Genomic DNA, 17,630 nt, shown 5'->3' with positions numbered 1-17,630 from the left:
TAACAATGGCGATTGGTCTAGTCGGTCGTAAAGTGGGTATGACTCGCATCTTCACTGAAGATGGTACGTCTATCCCTGTGACTGTTATTGAAGCGACCCCAAACCGCGTTACTCAGCTTCGTACTGAGGAAACTGACGGTTATCGCGCTCTTCAGGTTACTGCTGGAACTAAGAAAGCTAACCGCATCAACAAAGCTGAAGCAGGTCACTTTGCTAAAGCTGGTGTTGAAGCTGGACGCACTCTAGTAGAATTCCGCCTAGAAGAAAACGAAGGTGCCGATATTGAAGTAGGCAGTGAAATCACTGTTGAAATCTTTAACGACACTAAGAAAATTGATGTAACTGGTACATCAAAAGGTAAAGGTTTCCAAGGTGCTATCAAGCGCTGGAACTTCAGTTCTCAGCGTATGACACACGGTAACTCTTTGTCACACCGTGCTCCTGGTTCAATTGGTCAAAACCAATCACCAGGTAAAGTATTCAAAGGCAAGAAAATGGCTGGTCAGCTTGGTAACAAGCAAGTGACTACTCAGTCTTTGGAAGTTGTACGTGTTGACGTAGAGAACGGCCTTATCCTAGTTAAAGGTGCCGTACCTGGCGCAACTGGCAACGATGTAATCGTAAAGCCAGCTGTTAAAGCGTAACGTCTGGGGAGTGAACTGATGGAATTAACATTGAAAGACGCGCAAAGCGCTCTTGAAGTATCCGAAGCGACCTTTGGACGTGAATTCAACGAAGCCCTGGTACACCAGGTAGTTGTAGCTTACGGTGCAGGTGCTCGTCAGGGTACAAAAGCGCAGAAAACTCGCGCTGAAGTTCGTGGTGGCGGTAAGAAGCCATGGCGTCAAAAAGGTACTGGCCGTGCTCGTGCTGGTACAATCCGTAGCCCAATTTGGGTTGGCGGTGGCCGTGCTTTCGCAGCAAAGCCTCGTGACTTTGACCAAAAAGTTAACAAGAAAATGTATCGCGGTGCGATCAAGAGCATCCTGTCTGAACTAATCCGTCAAGACCGTTTGGTTGTTGTAGAGAAGTTCGGTGTTGACGCACCTAAGACTAAAGCTCTTATTTCTGCACTTAACGAATATGAACTAAATGACGTTCTAATCGTTACTCCTGAAGTTGATGAGAACTTGTTCCTAGCGGCGCGTAACTTGTACAAAGTTGACGTACGTGACGTAGCAGGCATCGACCCAGTGAGCTTGATTGCATTTGAAAAAGTGCTAATGACTGCTGATGCGGTTAAACAACTTGAGGAGGCGTTAGCATGAAAGAAGAACGTCTACTGAAGGTGCTAGTAGCACCTCACGTTTCAGAAAAGTCTACAATGGCTGCTGAAGCGAACAACACAGTTGTATTTAAAGTAGCTAAAGACGCGAACAAAGCCGAAATCAAAGCTGCAGTTGAAAAACTGTTTGAAGTTGAAGTTGAAGGTGTTCGTACTGTGAACGTTAAGGGTAAAACCAAGCGTCACGGCATGTCTTTCGGTAAGCGCAGCGACTGGAAAAAGGCCTACGTGGTTCTTAAAGAAGGTCAGGACATCGACTTTGTCGGTGGTGCTGAGTAAGAAGGGGATTAGAAATGCCATTATTGAAAGCTAAGCCAACTTCTGCCGGTCGTCGTCACGTTGTTCAGGTCGTAAATCCTGACCTGCACAAAGGTGCACCGTACGCACCTTTGCTTGAAAAGAACAGCAAATCTGGCGGTCGTAACAACAATGGTCGTATTACCACTCGTCACATTGGTGGTGGTCATAAGCAACACTACCGTGTAATCGACTTTAAACGCAACAAAGACGGCATTCCAGCTAAAGTTGAGCGTTTAGAATACGATCCAAACCGTTCTGCAAACATTGCACTAGTATTGTACGCAGACGGTGAACGTCGTTACATTCTGGCTCCTAAGGGTATGCAAGCAGGTGATGCAATCCAGTCTGGTTCGGACGCTCCGATCAAGTCTGGTAACACTCTACCTATGCGTAACATCCCTGTAGGTACTGTTGTACACGCAATTGAAATGAAGCCTGGCAAAGGTGCACAAATCGCACGTTCTGCTGGTGCTTATGCTCAGATCCTAGCACGTGACGGAAACTACGTTACCTTACGTCTACGCTCTGGCGAAATGCGTAAAGTTCTATCTGATTGCCGCGCCACTATCGGTGAAGTTGGCAATGCAGAGCACATGCTTCGTTCACTAGGTAAAGCTGGTGCTACACGCTGGCGTGGTGTTCGTCCTACCGTTCGTGGTGTTGCCATGAACCCGGTTGATCACCCACACGGTGGTGGTGAAGGTCGTACATCAGGCGGTCGTCACCCAGTAACTCCTTGGGGTGTTCCTACCAAAGGTAAGAAAACCCGAAGCAACAAGCGTACTGATAAGCTTATCGTACGTCGTCGAAACAAGTAATAGCGAGGATTCACCATGCCACGTTCTCTCAAGAAAGGTCCTTTTATTGACCTTCACTTGCTGAAGAAGGTAGAGGCTGCAGTGGAAAAGAACGAACGTAAACCAATCAAAACTTGGTCTCGTCGTTCTATGATCATCCCAGATATGATTGGGTTGACCATTGCGGTCCATAACGGTCGCCAACATGTACCTGTCATTATTAGTGACGAAATGGTCGGCCACAAGTTGGGCGAATTTGCGCCAACGCGTACTTACCGCGGCCATGTCGCGGATAAGAAAGCTAAACGTTAAGGGGTAGGAAGATGGAAGCATTAGCTAAACACCGTTTTGCCCGCACGTCGGCTCAAAAGGCACGCTTGGTTGCGGATCAAATTCGCGGAATGCACGTTGAGAAAGCTCTAGAGCTTCTTGCGTACAGCCCGAAGAAAAGCGCAGCGCTAGTAAAGAAAGTATTGGAATCTGCGATTGCTAACGCAGAGCACAACGAAGGCGCAGACATCGACGAATTACGCGTGTCTAAAGTTTTCGTTGACGAAGGTCCAACTATGAAACGTATCAAGCCACGTGCTAAAGGCCGTGCTGATCGTATCTTCAAGCGCAGCAGTCACATCACTGTGGTTGTAGCGGATAACTAGGAGTAGATAATGGGACAGAAGGTACATCCTACAGGTATACGCCTGGGTATCAGCAAACCATGGACTTCTACCTGGTACGCTAATACTGCAGACTATGCAGACAACCTGTATAACGATCATCAGGTACGTCAGTATCTGACTAAGCAACTAAAGAACGCTTCACTTTCTAAGATCGTGATCGAGCGTCCTGCTAAGAGCATCCGTGTGACTATTCACACTGCTCGTCCGGGCGTTGTAATCGGTAAGAAAGGTGAAGACGTAGAGAAGTTGCGTAACTATGTATCTAAGCTAGCCGGCGTGCCAGCTCAGATCAACATCGCTGAAGTACGTAAGCCAGAGCTAGATGGCCAGCTAGTAGCTGACAGCATCTCTAGCCAGCTAGAGCGTCGTGTTATGTTCCGTCGTGCTATGAAGCGCGCAGTACAAAACGCAATGCGTCTAGGCGCGAAAGGTATCAAAGTTGAAGTTAGCGGCCGTTTGGGCGGTGCAGAGATTGCACGTTCTGAATGGTACCGTGAAGGTCGCGTTCCTCTGCACACTTTCCGTGCGGATATCGATTACGCAACCTCTGAAGCGTCAACTACTTACGGTATCATCGGCGTTAAAGTATGGATCTTCAAAGGTGAAGTTCTAGGTGGTCTACCTACAACTCAAGAGCAAGCACCAGCTGCTCAACCTAAGAAGAAAGGCCGCAACGCTAAGCGAGAGGGCTAATCATGTTACAACCAAAACGCATGAAGTTCCGTAAGATGCACAAAGGCCGCAACCGCGGCTTAGCAGCGGGTAATACTGTTGCCTTTGGTACTTACGGCCTTAAAGCAGTTGGCCGTGGTCGAATGACTGCGCGTCAAATCGAAGCAGCGCGTCGTGCTATGACTCGTCACGTTAAGCGTCAAGGTAAAATTTGGATTCGAGTTTTCCCTGACAAGCCAATTACTGAGAAGCCTCTAGAAGTGCGTCAAGGTAAAGGTAAAGGTAACGTTGAGTACTGGGTATGCCAAATTCAGCCTGGTCGTGTTCTTTATGAGATGGAAGGTGTTCCTGAAGCTCTAGCACGCGAAGCGTTTGAATTGGCAGCGGCTAAACTGCCATTTAAAACAACCTTTGTAACTCGGACGGTGATGTAATGAAAGCGACTGAACTGAAAGAAAAGAGCGTAGAAGAGCTGAACGCAGAGTTGATTAACCTGCTACGCGAACAGTTCAACCTACGCATGCAGCACACAACAGGTCAGCTTGAAAAAACTGATCAGTTGAGAAAAGTACGTCGTAACATCGCGCGTGTTAAAACCATTCTGACTCAAAAGGCTGATGCGTAATGACTGAGCAAAAAATTCGTACAGTACAAGGTCGTGTGGTTAGCAACAAGATGGATAAATCTATCACTGTTGTAGTTGAACGTTTTGTTAAGCACCCTATCTACGGGAAGTTCATCAAGCGCTCTACTAAGCTTCACGCCCACGACGAAAACAACGTATGCAATAAAGGTGACGTAGTAACAGTACGTGAATGTCGCCCGCTATCTAAGAGCAAATCTTGGATGCTAGTTGACGTTGTTGAGAAAGCTGGCGTTTAATCGCTAACTTTTTTCAAAGTCTTAAAAAAGCCGCTTTCGAGCGGCTTTTTTGTTTTCGCTGATCCGTTCGAATTAGAAGAGAAGTGTATTTTCAATATTGAAGGGCGGCGTTGATATCGGTCGACACTTAACAGCCTTTTCTATTTACCCCTTGAGAATTTGTTCATAAAGTAAAGCGTACTCGGTTGCCATTTTCTCTATACTGAAGTGTGTTTTTATACGCTGTTGAAGTGTTTCACCTAACGCTTTTGCCTTTTCTGGGTGACTTAGCAGCAATGTTATAGCCTCTGTCATTCCGCTTATGTCTCCGGGCGATATCATTAAACCAGTTTTGTTGTGCTTAATTATTTCTGGTATGCCACCCACAGGCGTAGATATAACCGCTCGTCGGCTGGCTCCAGCTTGAAGAAGTATAACGCCAAGACCTTCTGCGTAAGCGGGATGTACCACAACATCAACATTTGGAAGTAGGTGAGCAACTTCGTTGGTAAACCCACAAAGCTTTACATTTTTATGTAGATTGTACTTATCAATTAACGCCTTATAGTTTTCTTCTTGCGAGCCTTTACCAAACAAAAGGCACGTTACATTTTCAAACCTTGCCACTACATCGCGCATAGCGTGTATTAAATCTGCTTGCCCTTTTCTTGGTATATATTGGGCAAAGTTCGCAATAACGAAGTGATTTTGAGGAACGTTAAATTTCTCTTTTAACCATAGCCGGTTAGGTTGCTGAGTATATTCTTCTTGAGCGACTGCAGAATGAATGACACCTTGGTATTTCACGCCTTTACAATGCGGTGAAACTACTTTTCGAACGCCGTCTGAAATACTTATTACTGCATCAAAATGACGGTATTTGTACGAAGCAAACCGATGCTCAATGTTATCTACCCGGCGTGTACATACAGCGGGAGTTTTAGTTAACTTAGAAGCAATAGCACCCCAAATATCTGCTCCACGACGACTATGTACATGAATTAAGTCAGGCTCTATTCGCTTAACGGCATCTAGCAATCGCTTTGCGCCCATCAGGTCTGTATCTCCACTGTAGCGAATAGGGTGGATTCTGCATCGTTCAAAGCGAATTTTGCTAATCTCGCTATCTTTAGCGCAAAGAAGATGCTGTTCAAACCTACTTTCCTTGTCCAGTGCCTGTATGAGATACGTAACTTGTTTAGCGCCACCGTAGAGGTGTCGTCCCAGCTCAATATGTAAAACTTTTATACTTGCACAGTGCTGACTTCTCATACTATTAACTTATATACGGTTTTAACTGCTCAAAGACTTTCTCTGGATGAACTAAGGTCATACAGTCAAACTTTCCATTACATGAAGGTCTGCGCTTACACGGCGCACATACCATATCTTCAAATAGCACGTGGGTGTTTATATTGTCCGTCTGGGTATACGGTCTAGTTGAGCCGAAAATGGAAACAGTTGGTTTTTCATAGCTCGTAGCGAGATGAGTTAGACCAGTGTCTACGCCAACAAATGCCTTACATAGCGACACTACGCAAACAGATTCCTCTAAGCTTATTTTCCCTGACAGAGAAATAACATCATCGCATTCAAAGGTTAAAGCCTCTGCGTTTGCTGCATCGTTTGGCCCTCCTAAAATAGCAATAGGAAGGGTGCAGTGGTTGCGTACCATACAAATAAAGTGTTGCCAGTGCGCATAAGGCCAGTGTTTTTGAGGGCGTGTAGTGAAAGGCGCAATAGCAATAAACGGCTGAGTCAGACCGAAATGGTCAATTTTCGATATCGCTGACTGCATAACACTATCGCTTGGTTTAATGCACATTTTGTACTCTGGAAGACCAACATTTGTGTTGTTGCAGTACAGGTGAAGCTTTTCTGCCAGGTGCCGATATTCACTACTAATTTGCGGTGATGTAGGTTTATCGATGGCAAAAGTTAATAACCTCTCGCTATTTTCTTTACTCTTAAAGCCTATTCGTTGCGGGGCACCACTGATATAAGCGAAGAAGGCACTTTTCAAAAGACCCTGAGCCTCAATTGCAACCTTGAACTCTTTCTGTTTGAGCGTTTTTCTAAACGCTTTTATAGCGCTAAAAAGCGCCCAGTATTTTCTAGCCTTTAACAGGGCACGCCATTCGTTTTTTGGCCACGCAATAACGTTATCGACATAGGGCTGACTACTAACTAATGAAACATAAGGGGCTTCTACTAGCCAGGTTAATTCAATGGATTTACCGTTAAGGGAATAACTTTGCTTTATGCTAGACGGTAGGCCAGAAGCCATTACAATATCGCCAATGGCGCTTAGCCTGATAAAAAGAATCTGTTGTACGTCTTGAGGCATTAGAATAGGCTTTCATATTTGCGTGAAGCTAACTAGCTAGCCATATCACCACAGTTTGACGACACTTTAATGACGCCATTGCATTAACGGCAATGAATGCGACTATGTTAACCATTAAGGACAATTTATGTTTGCTGCCGAGCGTAACGGCTACAAACCCACGCTTTTAGAAGATGTATGCCGATGGGCGTATTCACTCATATTAGTTTTTATTATTCCCTTCGCGTTTTTACAATTGATGCTAAGAGGAAGTACAAGAAATAAAGACTACAATCGACGCAGGTTCGAACGCTTTGGGTTCGTAGCACATGCGCCTAAAAAGAACGGTTATTTATTTCACTGTGTATCTGTTGGCGAGGTGGTTGCAGCGTCGTGCTTGATTAAGCGCATTATGCAAGAAGAGCCCGATTGCCAAATTACGGTTACAACAACTACTCCGACAGGGTCCGCAAGGGTTCGGGCAATCTTTGGTGAGCAAGTGCATCACTTCTATTTACCCTACGATTTACACATGGCTATGGCCGGCATGCTAAAAAGAATTCAGCCAAAAGCAGTGCTTATAACAGAAGTAGAACTATGGCCTAATCTTATCCATGCATGCTGGAAACGAAATATTCCTGTTATGGTTGTGAACGCACGAATGACGGATAGGTCTGCCAGACGCTATAAAAAAATAGGTAAATTGTTCAATCCAATGCTTGGTAAGCTTAACCACATTTGTGCTCAAGGAGAGCGCGACTTCGCAAATTACGCGTGGCTTGGCGTTTCAGAAGAAAAGTTAACGCTGACCAATAACATTAAGTTCGATCAGGTTGCGTCAGCAGTAGCACCAGACCAGCCCTTTTTGGGTTTAAGTGACACGGATCATCCTATTCTTGTAGCAGGTAGTACCCACGAACTTGAAGAAGAAGCGGTTCTGCAAGCTGCGACAGCCTTGTGGAAAAAAGAGCATTCTTTAACAGTCATTATTGTTCCTCGTCACCCAGAACGTTTCGAGGCAGTAGCTAAGCTCATCAAAGCCAAATCATTACCATTTGTACGAAGTTCACAAGTACAGAGTGTGCCTGAAAGTATTCATGTGGTTTTACTCGATGAGATGGGAAAGTTAAATGATGCGTATGCTGTGGCGTCGTTCGCCTTTGTTGGTGGTTCAATAGCCGATAAAGGTGGGCACAACGCTCTTGAACCGGCGAGTTTTTCAATACCTATTATGATGGGCCCTCATACTTATAATAATCCGGTAATTTGCAGTCACCTAGAAGAGTGCGGGGCCTTGATAAAAGTTGAAGATGGAGAAGCAATGTCGACTGCTATCGAAAGATGGGTTAAAAATGACAGTGAACGAGAAAAAGCGGGCCAAGCCGGTCGTAAAGTTCTTGAAGATAATAGCGGTGCGCTTGAATCCACAGTTAAATGCATACGTAAGTATGTTAACTAATTGTATTTTGGGCAAAATATAGGCCCTTAAACAGTGCGTGAAGCGCACTATAATGGGGTGCATTCTAAGTGTGCTTGTACAGTAAAGTACGTCTATTTTTAGTAAGTTATTGTAAAGTATGCAAATTGCAAAATTGGTTTGCTCTTTGCTATATAAAGCGCGACAGCGTAATAACAGTAAAATCCAAATAACTACGCACCTTTCTAAAAAAGGGCACTGAGTTACGCGTTCTCCAGGGAGAGACCTCCTGCCGGTGGGCAGGAGGTTTTCTTACTTCTACACTTCTACTTTTTCTTGTTCACGCTCTGGTTCTATTAAACTGATCACGCGCCAGCCCGCCTTGGGTTGAATGCTATTGCCATTTATGAAGGTATAGCTCTTACCCTCTGCATTGATTGCAATAAGTGGTGTAGCGCGCTCGCCATATTGTTTAGTATATTGCTCAAAGGTGAATTCTTCAGAAAGACGGGTAGTTTTAACCGAAGATTCACGAGCAATAGCAGACGCTAAATAGCCATAGGTAACACCCTCATCAAACAGCGTTAGCTTTTTAGCGTACTGTTCGCTTACTTGGTGACTAGGTCGCGTTGATTGCTCGTTATTCGTTAATGCCCATACCTTGTCTTTACCCATTGTATATTCAAAGTGATAAGCAATCAGTGGGTTAAGCTGTTTGTAGGGCGACATGATTAGCACAGTACCAAATGTATTCAGGTCTAGGTGGCGCGCTGCATGGTCAGACATCGGGTTGCCAAAATATACCGGAATATCCATCATGCGTGCTTCTCGAATGGCATCCCAGTTTGTATCTGCAATAGTCACATCTAATTTTTGATTTAGCATTTCACACGCTAAGGCGCGGTTGAATTTGCTGCCGCCAAAAATCAGGTAGCCAGTTGGCGCTGGGGCACGCACTTTTAGTAAGGACGCTACGGTTCGTGAAGTTAGGCTCTGCACCACAACTGTCGCAATAATCACCATAAAGACGATAGGAACAATAATTCCCGCGCCTTCGTAGCCAATTTCTTCAAGTTTCAACGAGAAAAGGGCAGACACCGCCGCTGCAACAATTCCGCGAGGCGCAATCCAACTCAGCAAAGCTAACTCGTTCATCTTTAGTCCGGTTCCAACGGATGACGCCAGTACGGACAAAGGCCGAGCCACAAACATAATGGCGGCAAGCACTACAATGGAGCCCCAACCTACATCCACTACCGATTGTAAGTTCAATCGCGTGGCAAGCAGAATAAATAAGCCGGAAATAAGCAAAACACTGAGGGTTTCTTTAAACTCAAGAATGTCCTCTACATCTACGTCTTTCATGTTCGCTAATACCATTCCAGAGATAGTAACGGCCAAAAGGCCAGACTCGTGCGCAACATAGTTAGATGCTGCAAACACACCCAGAATAACGGTTAACACTGCGGTGTTAAGCAAATAGTGCGGTATCCAGTCTTTGCGTATAGATAGACCAAGCAAATAGCCAGAAGCAAGCCCTAATACAGAGCCTATTCCAATGGTTTTACCAAATGCTATTAGCGTATGGGTAATGGCGGTTTCTTGTGACGCAACGATAAATTCAAACACGAGTACCGCTAACAAGGCGCCAATAGGGTCTATTACAATTCCTTCCCAGCGCAAAATATTCGCTAAATTCGTTTTTGGTCGTACGGTTCTGAGCATGGGCACGATGACCGTAGGACCGGTTACGGTAACGATAGCGCCGAAAAGGAAAGACAGTTGCCAGGTAAGGTCTAAGCTATAGTGAGCGGCTGTTGCTGCTACGAGCCAAGTTACCACCACGCCGATAGAGCACAGATTCCTAACCATATTGCCGTGACCCGCAATATCGCTAAATTTTAAGGTTAGTGAGCCTTCAAACAGGATAATAGCAACAGAGAGAGAAACAACAGGAAACAGTAAATCGCCAAATAAGTCGTCGGCATTAAGTACCCCAAATACTGGGCCCACCACAATACCAGTAATCAACAACGGCAAAATAGCGGGCAACCTGACTTTATAAGCAAGGTATTGGCAGGTAATTGACAATAGCCCTACTGCAACGAGCGAGAGAAGCGGGTCTGACAAAGTGAATCCTTAACGAGTTGATAGTTTTCCATCGTATATCAGCCTAAGCGTTTGTCATACAGAGACTTTAGACCAAACAGAATGTAAAGCGATATACGCTTGGGTATGAAGTTTAGACCAATAGACCATCTTTGGCGCTCTAAAATACATGTGAGAATTTTAAAGCTTTGGTATTATTTAAATCTTATCGTTCTTTTCGGAGCAGTTTTTTGAACAGTTTTTCTAAATTTGCGTTTTTACCACTAGCGCTTTTTCTGGTGTCGGCATGCGCGGCTCAATATCCCACTCCGACTGCTTCATTGACGGTGAACAGTCTTGTGAAATTGCCTGAAGAACTGTCAGAAACCTCTGGTTTATTTTGCGATGTCGATAGCTTGTATTCGCTCAATGATTCAGGAAATGACCCCGTAATTTATCGCATTAATTATCAAGGTGAAATACTCGAACGAACGCACTTATCGCTTACCAATAGAGACTGGGAAGCCATAACAGCTGATGACACATCTTTCTATATCGCAGATGTTGGCAACAACAAAGGTAAGAGAGAGAAAGTTGAAGTACATAAAGTGAATCGCACTAACTTCAACGACATTACAACCTTTACATTGAAATATGCAGGTAACAACGCTACCGACAATATTCCATACGCTCATGATTTCGATTCAGAAGCGATGGTAAAACACGGTAATGATCTTCTCTTGTTTTCGAAAAGTTGGAGAACAGGTATTACCCACATTTACAGGGTGAATGAGGGTGAAGCTGAGCAAACTATCCATCCCTTTGCATCCATTGAAGGGTTGCCTGGTGTGGTGACCGGCGTAGACTTTGACCGCTATCAAGATAGGTTTGTTGTTACTGGTTACAAATCCGATCCTTTCGGTAATTTTGCCACGTTTATCGCACAAGTATCTAAAGAGTACGAGCTTCTTAATATATGGCCGTTAAAGGAATATAAGCAAGTCGAAGGGGTTTGCGTGGATACCAATGGCACCTATTGGTTTAGCGAAGAAGCAACCGAAGGACGCAATGCGTCTTTATCTAGCGCACAGGTGGTATCAAAGTAAGCTCCTTTAGACAGCGCTGCGAGGTTAAAAGTAGCTTGTTGGTGGGCAGCCGTCGCTCGTGGGACTAAACGTTATTCTTTTATAGTTATCTTTTAGTCCATGTTAGTAAAATGGCTAATACCCAACAGCCCATATTACTGTCTATACTGAAATTGTGATCGAACAAGTTGTAGCCAACCACAATTCAAGAGGCAGCGAAAATGAGACGTTTGAACCAGTCCTTTTTAGCAATGTGCATTTGCCCATGTTTTTTAATGGCAAGTGTGGCTAACGCTTCTGTTGTTGAAAAGGCACAGCAATGGTTAAACAAGTATTCAGACGGCGGCGATACGTTCTCCCTTACCCTCACTAAAAACAAAATCAAATTCAAGGGCTGTAAGCAAAAGCAGTATCAGTTAGCCTTCACCCAAAAAATTGCACCTATGCTTAACGTGGAAGCTATTGTCCATTACAACAAGGGGCTACTGGACTACGGAGTTTTATCTCAGCGTGTAAAAAGCCACGAATTTGAAGTGGTCAGCTGGTGGGATAAAGGTGATTACCGTTTGGGGTTAAGTCACAAAGTACGGCCTCGCCACGAAATGAGTATTCCGGTTGCCGATACAATTCGTCTGCCTACCAGTACTTCAGCAGGGCTTTACGTTGAAGTACCGTTCAATGAAGATAAGCATCTGCTAACTGTTGGTGCTATCAGAGAGTCGTGGGAAAGTGCAGGAGCATCACTCCAGTTGCCATGGCGTTCAAGCCGCGACAATCAATTAAAAGTAGAATACGCCATCACGTTTTAAATGATAGCGTATCAATTTTAGCTTTCTTACTGCTTTTTCTTTTAGGAAATATGAATAAATTTAAAGCTTAAATCTGCTCACTTCAGACGAAAGTTCCTGCGCTAGTTCGTCAAGCTTGTCACTTACGTTAACCAATATCTTCGTTGCATTCAGGGTTTCTTCGCTTGATGCACTAATGTCATTAATATTTCGACTAATATCTTCAACTACCGTAGCTTGTTCTTCCGTGGCCGTCGCTACTTGCGTATTCACATCGTTAATGTGTGCAATTTCTTCCGCGATATCTTGAAGCAGTTTATCGATTTCATTCGTTGCGGTTACTACATCAGTTGTGCGCGCGCGGCTTGACTCCATTTGCGAAACTGCAGACTTTGAGTCTTGTTGGAACTTGTCAATTTTAACCTGTATTTCGTCAGTGGCTTGAGCGGCTCGTTGCGCTAGAGTGCGAACTTCATCGGCAACCACAGAGAAGCCCCGGCCATGATCACCAGCACGTGCAGCCTCAATAGCTGCATTGAGTGCAAGTAGGTTAGTTTGTTCTGAAATACCCCGTATGGTATCGAGAATACCGCCAATCGCTGCAGTGTGTTCGTCAAGCGACTGAATAACTCGAGACACATCTTGAATTTGGTCTGAAAGGCCGTTTATCGCATGTACAGCGCGTTGTGTAATTTCCCGTCCATGAGCCGAGTTTGTGGTTGCCAAGTTAGCATTTTGTGCCGCATGGGTAGCAGACTGGGCAACTTCATTTACCGTGCTGCCCATCTCTGTGAGCGCTGCCGCCGCCTGTAAGGTTTGATCTCGCTGGCTCTTGGTAGAGTTTTCTGTTTGATGGGATTGTTTTGCAACGTCTTGCGCAGACGCTTTTAAAGCGTGACTTGTTTTCGCCACTTGAGAAATGGTGCCGTGAAGGTGGTCAATGAAGTTATTGAACCCTTCGACTAAACGGGCAATTTCTTTTTGTTCTGGCATAGGAATTCGAGAACGTAAATCGCCTTGCCCTCTGCCGAGCTGTTGGAAAACATCGGCAAGTGATTCAAGCGGTTTGGTAAGCGAACCAGCAAGCCAAATGCCGATAAACGCAAATGCGCCAGCGATTACCAAAGCCCAAATAATTATTTGGCGACTGCCGGCATCTAGCGATGCGTAAAGCTCGTGTTCAGGAACCTGCGCTACCACATACCAACCGGCTTTTTCCACATAGGTACTGGCAAACAGTTGGGTGTCGCCTGTTGAATCGCTGGTGGACATGGCAAAGCTCTGACGGTTAAGTAATTGCCCTGCAGTATTCGAGTCGCTTATTGATGCTAATTTCGCTTTTCCTAATAGTTCGGTATTGGGGTGGGCAATAATAGTACCGTTGCCATCAACAAGAAAAACAAAACCGGTTTGCGCAATTTTCACCGCGTTAATAATATCGAGCAGCTCATCTACCGACTTTGCCACACCCGACATACCTTTGCCGCTCACTTGCTGGTAATTCGCGAAAAGGCGGTAACCTTGGCCCGGTTCGTTGTATAGGCTTAGTGAAATTGGCTCACCACTATTTTTGTACGCAAAAAACCATCCATCAAATTCATCGTTTTTTAACACCCGTAAGAAACCGTCCTGGTTCCAATACTTGTGAGTGGTTCTGTCAACAAACGAGGCTACGGTTAAATCGTTAAACTCAACAATGTTGTTTAAATAGCTAAGAAGGCGGCGTTCACCTGCGGTATCGGCGCCTGCTGATGACCAAGCTAGAATATCTGGATTAGAGGCAATGCCGTGAGCTACGGTAAGCATCACACTTGCCTCTCTGTCTACGCGGTTGCCAACCTGTTTCAGTAAAGAAGGGAGTTGTAGTTCTTCCATGTTCTCTTTAACGAGATCACGGGCAATCCATTGGCTAATTGAACCTACAAGAATCGCAGCAGCCAGTACCGCTACAATAAGAGAAATAATGAGTTTTTGTTTAATACTGAAAGTCATGACTTTCGACCACGTAAGTTAATGCTGAAAATTAATTGATCAAAGTTGACGTTACATTGCAGGCACAGCGACGTCTGGCACTGAATCCTAGGCGGGTCAGTACTACTTTATGATTCTTACGCTAATGCTTTTATTATTTTTAAAGCGCAGAGAAGTTATCGACCTATTCTTTGCAAAGTTTATACTTTTTGCCAATAAATAAGTCAAAACGATTGTGAAGCATAATTGACCAACAGGTCAATAGAAACATTAGCAATTATCTATGCGGCCTGGTATTACACATAAACAAAAAAGCCCTTGGTTTACTCATTAAACCAAGGGCTAGTAAAAGCAATGCTTATTAGAGCATCAGCTAACGCTTACTCTTTAGTTTCCTTAGGAATAGGGAAACCACGGTCACGCATCAATGCGTCTACCTTGGCATCACGACCACGGAATTTGCGATAAGCTTCGGCCGGATCCATTGCATTGCGCACAGCGAATAGATATTTAACTAAGCGATCGCCTACTTCTTTATCGTAGAAACCACCCGGTGCTTCCATAAAGGCTTCTGCTGCGTCAGCAGTAAGAACCTCTGCCCACATGTAGCCGTAATAGGCCGCTGCATAACCTTCACCCGAGAACACATGCCCGAAGTGAGGTGAACGGTGACGCATAACGATTTCTTCTGGCATACCAAGCTTCTTAAGCTCTTCACGCTCAAAAGTATCAGGGTCAATCTTGCTAGGATCGGTAGTGTGATACTTCAGGTCCATAATGGCAGAAGCCATGTACTCAGTGGTTTTGAAGCCTTCATTGAAGGTTGAGGCCTTCTTAATCTTCTCAACTAATTCTGCTGGAATTGGCTCGCCTGTTTCATGGTGAACCAGATAGTTGTTGATTACCTCATCGGTGGTCAACCAGCGCTCTAATAACTGAGACTGGAACTCAGTGTAATCGCGCACGCCAGAATGCGAAGATGGGTATTTAACGTCTGACGCTAAGAAGTGAAGTGCATGACCAAATTCATGGAAGTAGGTCTCTGCATCGTCCCACGAAATAAGTGTGGCTTCGCCATCAGCGCCTTTCACGAAGTTTGAGTTGTTAGAAGATAATACGGTTTTCTTGCCATCGAACGTGGTGTAAGAGCGATACGTGGTTGCCCAAGCACCAGAGCGTTTACCTTGGCGTGAGAATGGGTCAAGGTACCAAAGGCCAATGTGTTCACCGCTGTCTTTATCTGTTACTTCCCATACTTTTACATCTTCATGGAAAACCGGCACTTTGCCTTCTTCAACAGGTGTAAAATTGAAGTTGAACAAGCGACCAGCAACGTAGAACATTGCTTCGCGAAGCTTATCAAGCTGTAAGTACTGCTTTACTTCGTTTGAATCTAGGTCGTATTTCGCCTGGCGCACCTTTTCTGCATAGAAGCGATAGTCCCATGGCGCAATAGTGATGTCTGCACCCTCTTCATCGGCAATAGCCTGCATGTCGGCCACTTCTTCTTCAACGCGAGCAATGGCGGCTGGCCATACTTTCATCATCAGATCCATGGCGTTTTCTGGGTTCTTCGCCATACGATCTTCTAAACGCCACTGAGCGTAATTTTCGTAACCTAACAGCTCAACGCGCTCGTCTCGAAGGGTTAGGATACGCTTGATAATGTCATTGTTATCAAACTCGTCGGCATTGTCACCGCGGTTATAGTAAGTACGCCATACCTTTTCGCGAAGCTCACGATTGGTTGAGTAGGTCAAGAACGGGTCCATAGACGAACGCGTATTGGTAATTGCATATTTACCTTCTTCACCGCGAGACTCGGCTGCCGCTTTAGCTGCTTTTACAAACGATGCGGGTAGGCCGTCAAGCTGGTCTTCGGTGATATAGGTAACATAGCTTTCTTCATCTGCTAGCACGTTGTTAGAAAACTTAGTGTGCAGCGTAGCAAGCTCTTGGTTAATTTCAGCGTAGCGCTTCTTCGCTTCGCCATCTAAGGTCGCGCCATTACGTGCGAAGCTGTTGTAAGTCATCCACGTAATACGCTGTTCTTCTGGCGTGAGCGATTTCAGTTCATCAGACTCGTACACAGTTTTAACTCTTTCAAAGAGTTTTTCATTTTGCGTAATTTGCGTGAAGAAAGCTGATAGTTTTGGTGACATCTCGGCCTGAATTTCGCGGAATTCAGGGCTTGATTTGTTCGAACTCCAAATGCCGTAATAGGTGAATACGCGACCAAGCTCTGCACCTGCACGCTCCATTTCAACAATAACATTTTCAAACGTTGGCGCTGCTTCGTTATTCGCGATGGCTTCAATTTCTTTAAGATTCAACTCCATGGCTTTTTCTAGCGCAGGCTTTAAATCCTCTAGATTCATCTTATCGAAAGCAGGCACACCGCCGTACGGGCCTTTAAACTCTTGAAGCAGCACGTTATCAAACTGTGCTTGTTGAGATGTTGCTGCATTTTGAACATCTGAGCTAGACGTTTCTGGTGCCTTTTGTTCTGAACATGCACCAAGTGCAACCACAACCGCCATAGCGGTAAGTGATGTTTTAAATTTACCCATGAGTTTTCCTGTCTGTTTTTATCTATACGTTTTTTGACAAAAACCATCTTAAGATAATGTAATAATAAGTTAAATGCTCTTTAACGTAATTCCTTGCAGTACAACGGTTTGAAGGGGAAATCTTACTGGTATGCAATTCGTCGAAATTGCACAAATTTTGATTGGCTTTGCGCTGGTTGGAAATTACACTGCGCGCGTTCTGAATTAGCTGTATTTCACAGCTTGTAAACCACTGACTTATTTACTGTGATCACCATGTTTGAATTACTTCTTCACGGGTTTCCCGTCGCATTCGCTTTAGCCTCTTTTTGGTCGAACACTGAGCGCAAATTACTGATGCTGAATTTAGGGTTATGTATTGCTATTAGCTCTCTTTTGGCTTTTGAGCAGGCATGGGGAGGAGTTGTGGTTATTACGGTAGCAGGAATGAGTACCAGCTATCGCTTAATAAAGAATAAGCTACTGTCGCCTGTTGCAACCTATATAACTTTAATAACCATGATGGTGATTGTACTAACAGTAAATCATTTAACCGGTAAAACCTCACTGATTGAGACTATGCCTGCGTTAACTTTCATGGCTTATCGCTTTGGTGAGCTACATTGTAAAGAAGCAGGCCTTCGCGTGTGTATGATTATTGGCTCCATCAATTTCACTGCATACGGTGTGATTACCCAAACCTGGGGATTAGCCATTACCGAAGCGCTGTTTGCAGTATCAAACTTGTGGTATTACATGAAGCTAAGACGTGCCATGCGCACTAGCCCTGTTTAGCTTTGTGTTTAAACCAATT

The 17,630-nt window shown here is 44.7% G+C and carries 19 protein-coding genes; 14 read left to right on the top strand and 5 right to left on the bottom strand.

The features are described 5' to 3' along the window. Positions 1-5: 5 nt before the first annotated feature. Genes rplC through rpsQ form a run of 10 tightly spaced genes read left to right on the top strand, consistent with a single transcriptional unit; the run spans position 6 to position 4,613 of the window. On the top strand, positions 6-644 hold the full coding sequence (gene rplC / locus E5672_RS18635; protein WP_014947975.1) for a 50S ribosomal protein L3: 639 nt from the start codon (positions 6-8) through the stop codon (positions 642-644). A gap of 18 nt (positions 645-662) precedes the next feature. Further along, a complete protein-coding gene (gene rplD / locus E5672_RS18630) occupies positions 663-1,268 on the top strand; it encodes a 50S ribosomal protein L4 (RefSeq protein WP_012516958.1) in 606 nt (201 codons plus the stop codon). Then, a complete protein-coding gene (gene rplW / locus E5672_RS18625) occupies positions 1,265-1,564 on the top strand; it encodes a 50S ribosomal protein L23 (protein ID WP_012516959.1) in 300 nt (99 codons plus the stop codon). Before rplD ends, rplW begins: the two co-directional genes overlap by 4 nt. Before the next feature lie 14 nt (positions 1,565-1,578). Then, complete coding sequence (gene rplB, locus E5672_RS18620; RefSeq protein ID WP_014947976.1) at positions 1,579-2,403, top strand: 50S ribosomal protein L2; 825 nt, start codon at positions 1,579-1,581, stop codon at positions 2,401-2,403. 15 nt (positions 2,404-2,418) lie between these two features. Next, on the top strand, positions 2,419-2,694 hold the full coding sequence (rpsS, locus tag E5672_RS18615; protein WP_012516961.1) for a 30S ribosomal protein S19: 276 nt from the start codon (positions 2,419-2,421) through the stop codon (positions 2,692-2,694). Between the two features lie 11 nt (positions 2,695-2,705). Further along, complete coding sequence (gene rplV / locus E5672_RS18610; RefSeq protein WP_014947977.1) at positions 2,706-3,038, top strand: 50S ribosomal protein L22; 333 nt, start codon at positions 2,706-2,708, stop codon at positions 3,036-3,038. 9 nt (positions 3,039-3,047) lie between these two features. Further along, the gene (gene rpsC, locus E5672_RS18605; protein WP_014947978.1) at positions 3,048-3,752 is read left to right on the top strand and encodes a 30S ribosomal protein S3; all 705 of its coding nucleotides are present in this window, start codon (positions 3,048-3,050) and stop codon (positions 3,750-3,752) included. Positions 3,753-3,754: 2 nt separating this feature from the next. Further along, positions 3,755-4,165: a 50S ribosomal protein L16 gene (gene rplP, locus E5672_RS18600; RefSeq protein ID WP_014997065.1), complete on the top strand. Its 411-nt coding sequence runs from the start codon at positions 3,755-3,757 to the stop codon at positions 4,163-4,165. Next, on the top strand, positions 4,165-4,356 hold the full coding sequence (gene rpmC, locus E5672_RS18595; protein WP_014947980.1) for a 50S ribosomal protein L29: 192 nt from the start codon (positions 4,165-4,167) through the stop codon (positions 4,354-4,356). Before rplP ends, rpmC begins: the two co-directional genes overlap by 1 nt. Further along, positions 4,356-4,613: a 30S ribosomal protein S17 gene (gene rpsQ, locus E5672_RS18590; RefSeq protein WP_014975444.1), complete on the top strand. Its 258-nt coding sequence runs from the start codon at positions 4,356-4,358 to the stop codon at positions 4,611-4,613. The genes rpmC and rpsQ overlap by 1 nt, the downstream gene beginning before the upstream one ends. A gap of 144 nt (positions 4,614-4,757) precedes the next feature. On the opposite strand, the gene E5672_RS18585 is transcribed toward rpsQ, so the two are convergent. Together E5672_RS18585 and E5672_RS18580 are read right to left on the bottom strand one after the other, a co-directional pair. Next, positions 4,758-5,864, bottom strand: a complete 1,107-nt coding sequence (locus tag E5672_RS18585) for a glycosyltransferase family 4 protein (RefSeq protein ID WP_136783695.1) — start codon at positions 5,862-5,864, stop codon at positions 4,758-4,760. A 4-nt stretch (positions 5,865-5,868) separates the two neighbouring features. Continuing rightward, positions 5,869-6,939 (bottom strand): glycosyltransferase family 9 protein, encoded by a 1,071-nt coding sequence (locus E5672_RS18580; RefSeq protein ID WP_136783694.1) that lies wholly within the window; start codon positions 6,937-6,939, stop codon positions 5,869-5,871. Positions 6,940-7,066: 127 nt separating this feature from the next. Here E5672_RS18580 and E5672_RS18575 point away from each other — a divergent pair, with 127 nt between their 5' ends. Further along, the gene (locus E5672_RS18575) at positions 7,067-8,377 is read left to right on the top strand and encodes a 3-deoxy-D-manno-octulosonic acid transferase (RefSeq protein ID WP_136783693.1); all 1,311 of its coding nucleotides are present in this window, start codon (positions 7,067-7,069) and stop codon (positions 8,375-8,377) included. Between the two features lie 276 nt (positions 8,378-8,653). On the opposite strand, the gene E5672_RS18570 is transcribed toward E5672_RS18575, so the two are convergent. After that, positions 8,654-10,465 (bottom strand): cation:proton antiporter, encoded by a 1,812-nt coding sequence (locus E5672_RS18570; RefSeq protein WP_136783692.1) that lies wholly within the window; start codon positions 10,463-10,465, stop codon positions 8,654-8,656. Between the two features lie 209 nt (positions 10,466-10,674). On the opposite strand from E5672_RS18570, the gene E5672_RS18565 reads away from it, so the two are divergent. After that, positions 10,675-11,529: a hypothetical protein gene (locus tag E5672_RS18565; RefSeq protein WP_136783691.1), complete on the top strand. Its 855-nt coding sequence runs from the start codon at positions 10,675-10,677 to the stop codon at positions 11,527-11,529. Positions 11,530-11,729: 200 nt separating this feature from the next. Next, positions 11,730-12,317, top strand: a complete 588-nt coding sequence (locus E5672_RS18560; RefSeq protein WP_136783690.1) for a hypothetical protein — start codon at positions 11,730-11,732, stop codon at positions 12,315-12,317. Positions 12,318-12,377: 60 nt separating this feature from the next. Here E5672_RS18560 and E5672_RS18555 read toward each other — a convergent pair whose 3' ends face one another. Next, the gene (locus E5672_RS18555) at positions 12,378-14,288 is read right to left on the bottom strand and encodes a methyl-accepting chemotaxis protein (RefSeq protein ID WP_136783689.1); all 1,911 of its coding nucleotides are present in this window, start codon (positions 14,286-14,288) and stop codon (positions 12,378-12,380) included. A 359-nt stretch (positions 14,289-14,647) separates the two neighbouring features. Beyond that, positions 14,648-16,837 (bottom strand): M3 family metallopeptidase, encoded by a 2,190-nt coding sequence (locus E5672_RS18550; RefSeq protein ID WP_136783688.1) that lies wholly within the window; start codon positions 16,835-16,837, stop codon positions 14,648-14,650. Positions 16,838-17,092: 255 nt separating this feature from the next. On the opposite strand from E5672_RS18550, the gene E5672_RS18540 reads away from it, so the two are divergent. Next, positions 17,093-17,611, top strand: coding sequence for a YgjV family protein (locus tag E5672_RS18540; RefSeq protein WP_136783687.1), 519 nt, complete (start codon positions 17,093-17,095; stop codon positions 17,609-17,611). Positions 17,612-17,630 lie beyond the last annotated feature (19 nt).

Source organism: Alteromonas portus (genome assembly GCF_005117025.1).
Lineage (GTDB): Bacteria > Pseudomonadota > Gammaproteobacteria > Enterobacterales > Alteromonadaceae > Alteromonas > Alteromonas portus.
The sequence above is the reverse complement of the archived record's forward strand: the minus strand, read 5'-3'. Positions and strand labels throughout refer to the sequence as shown.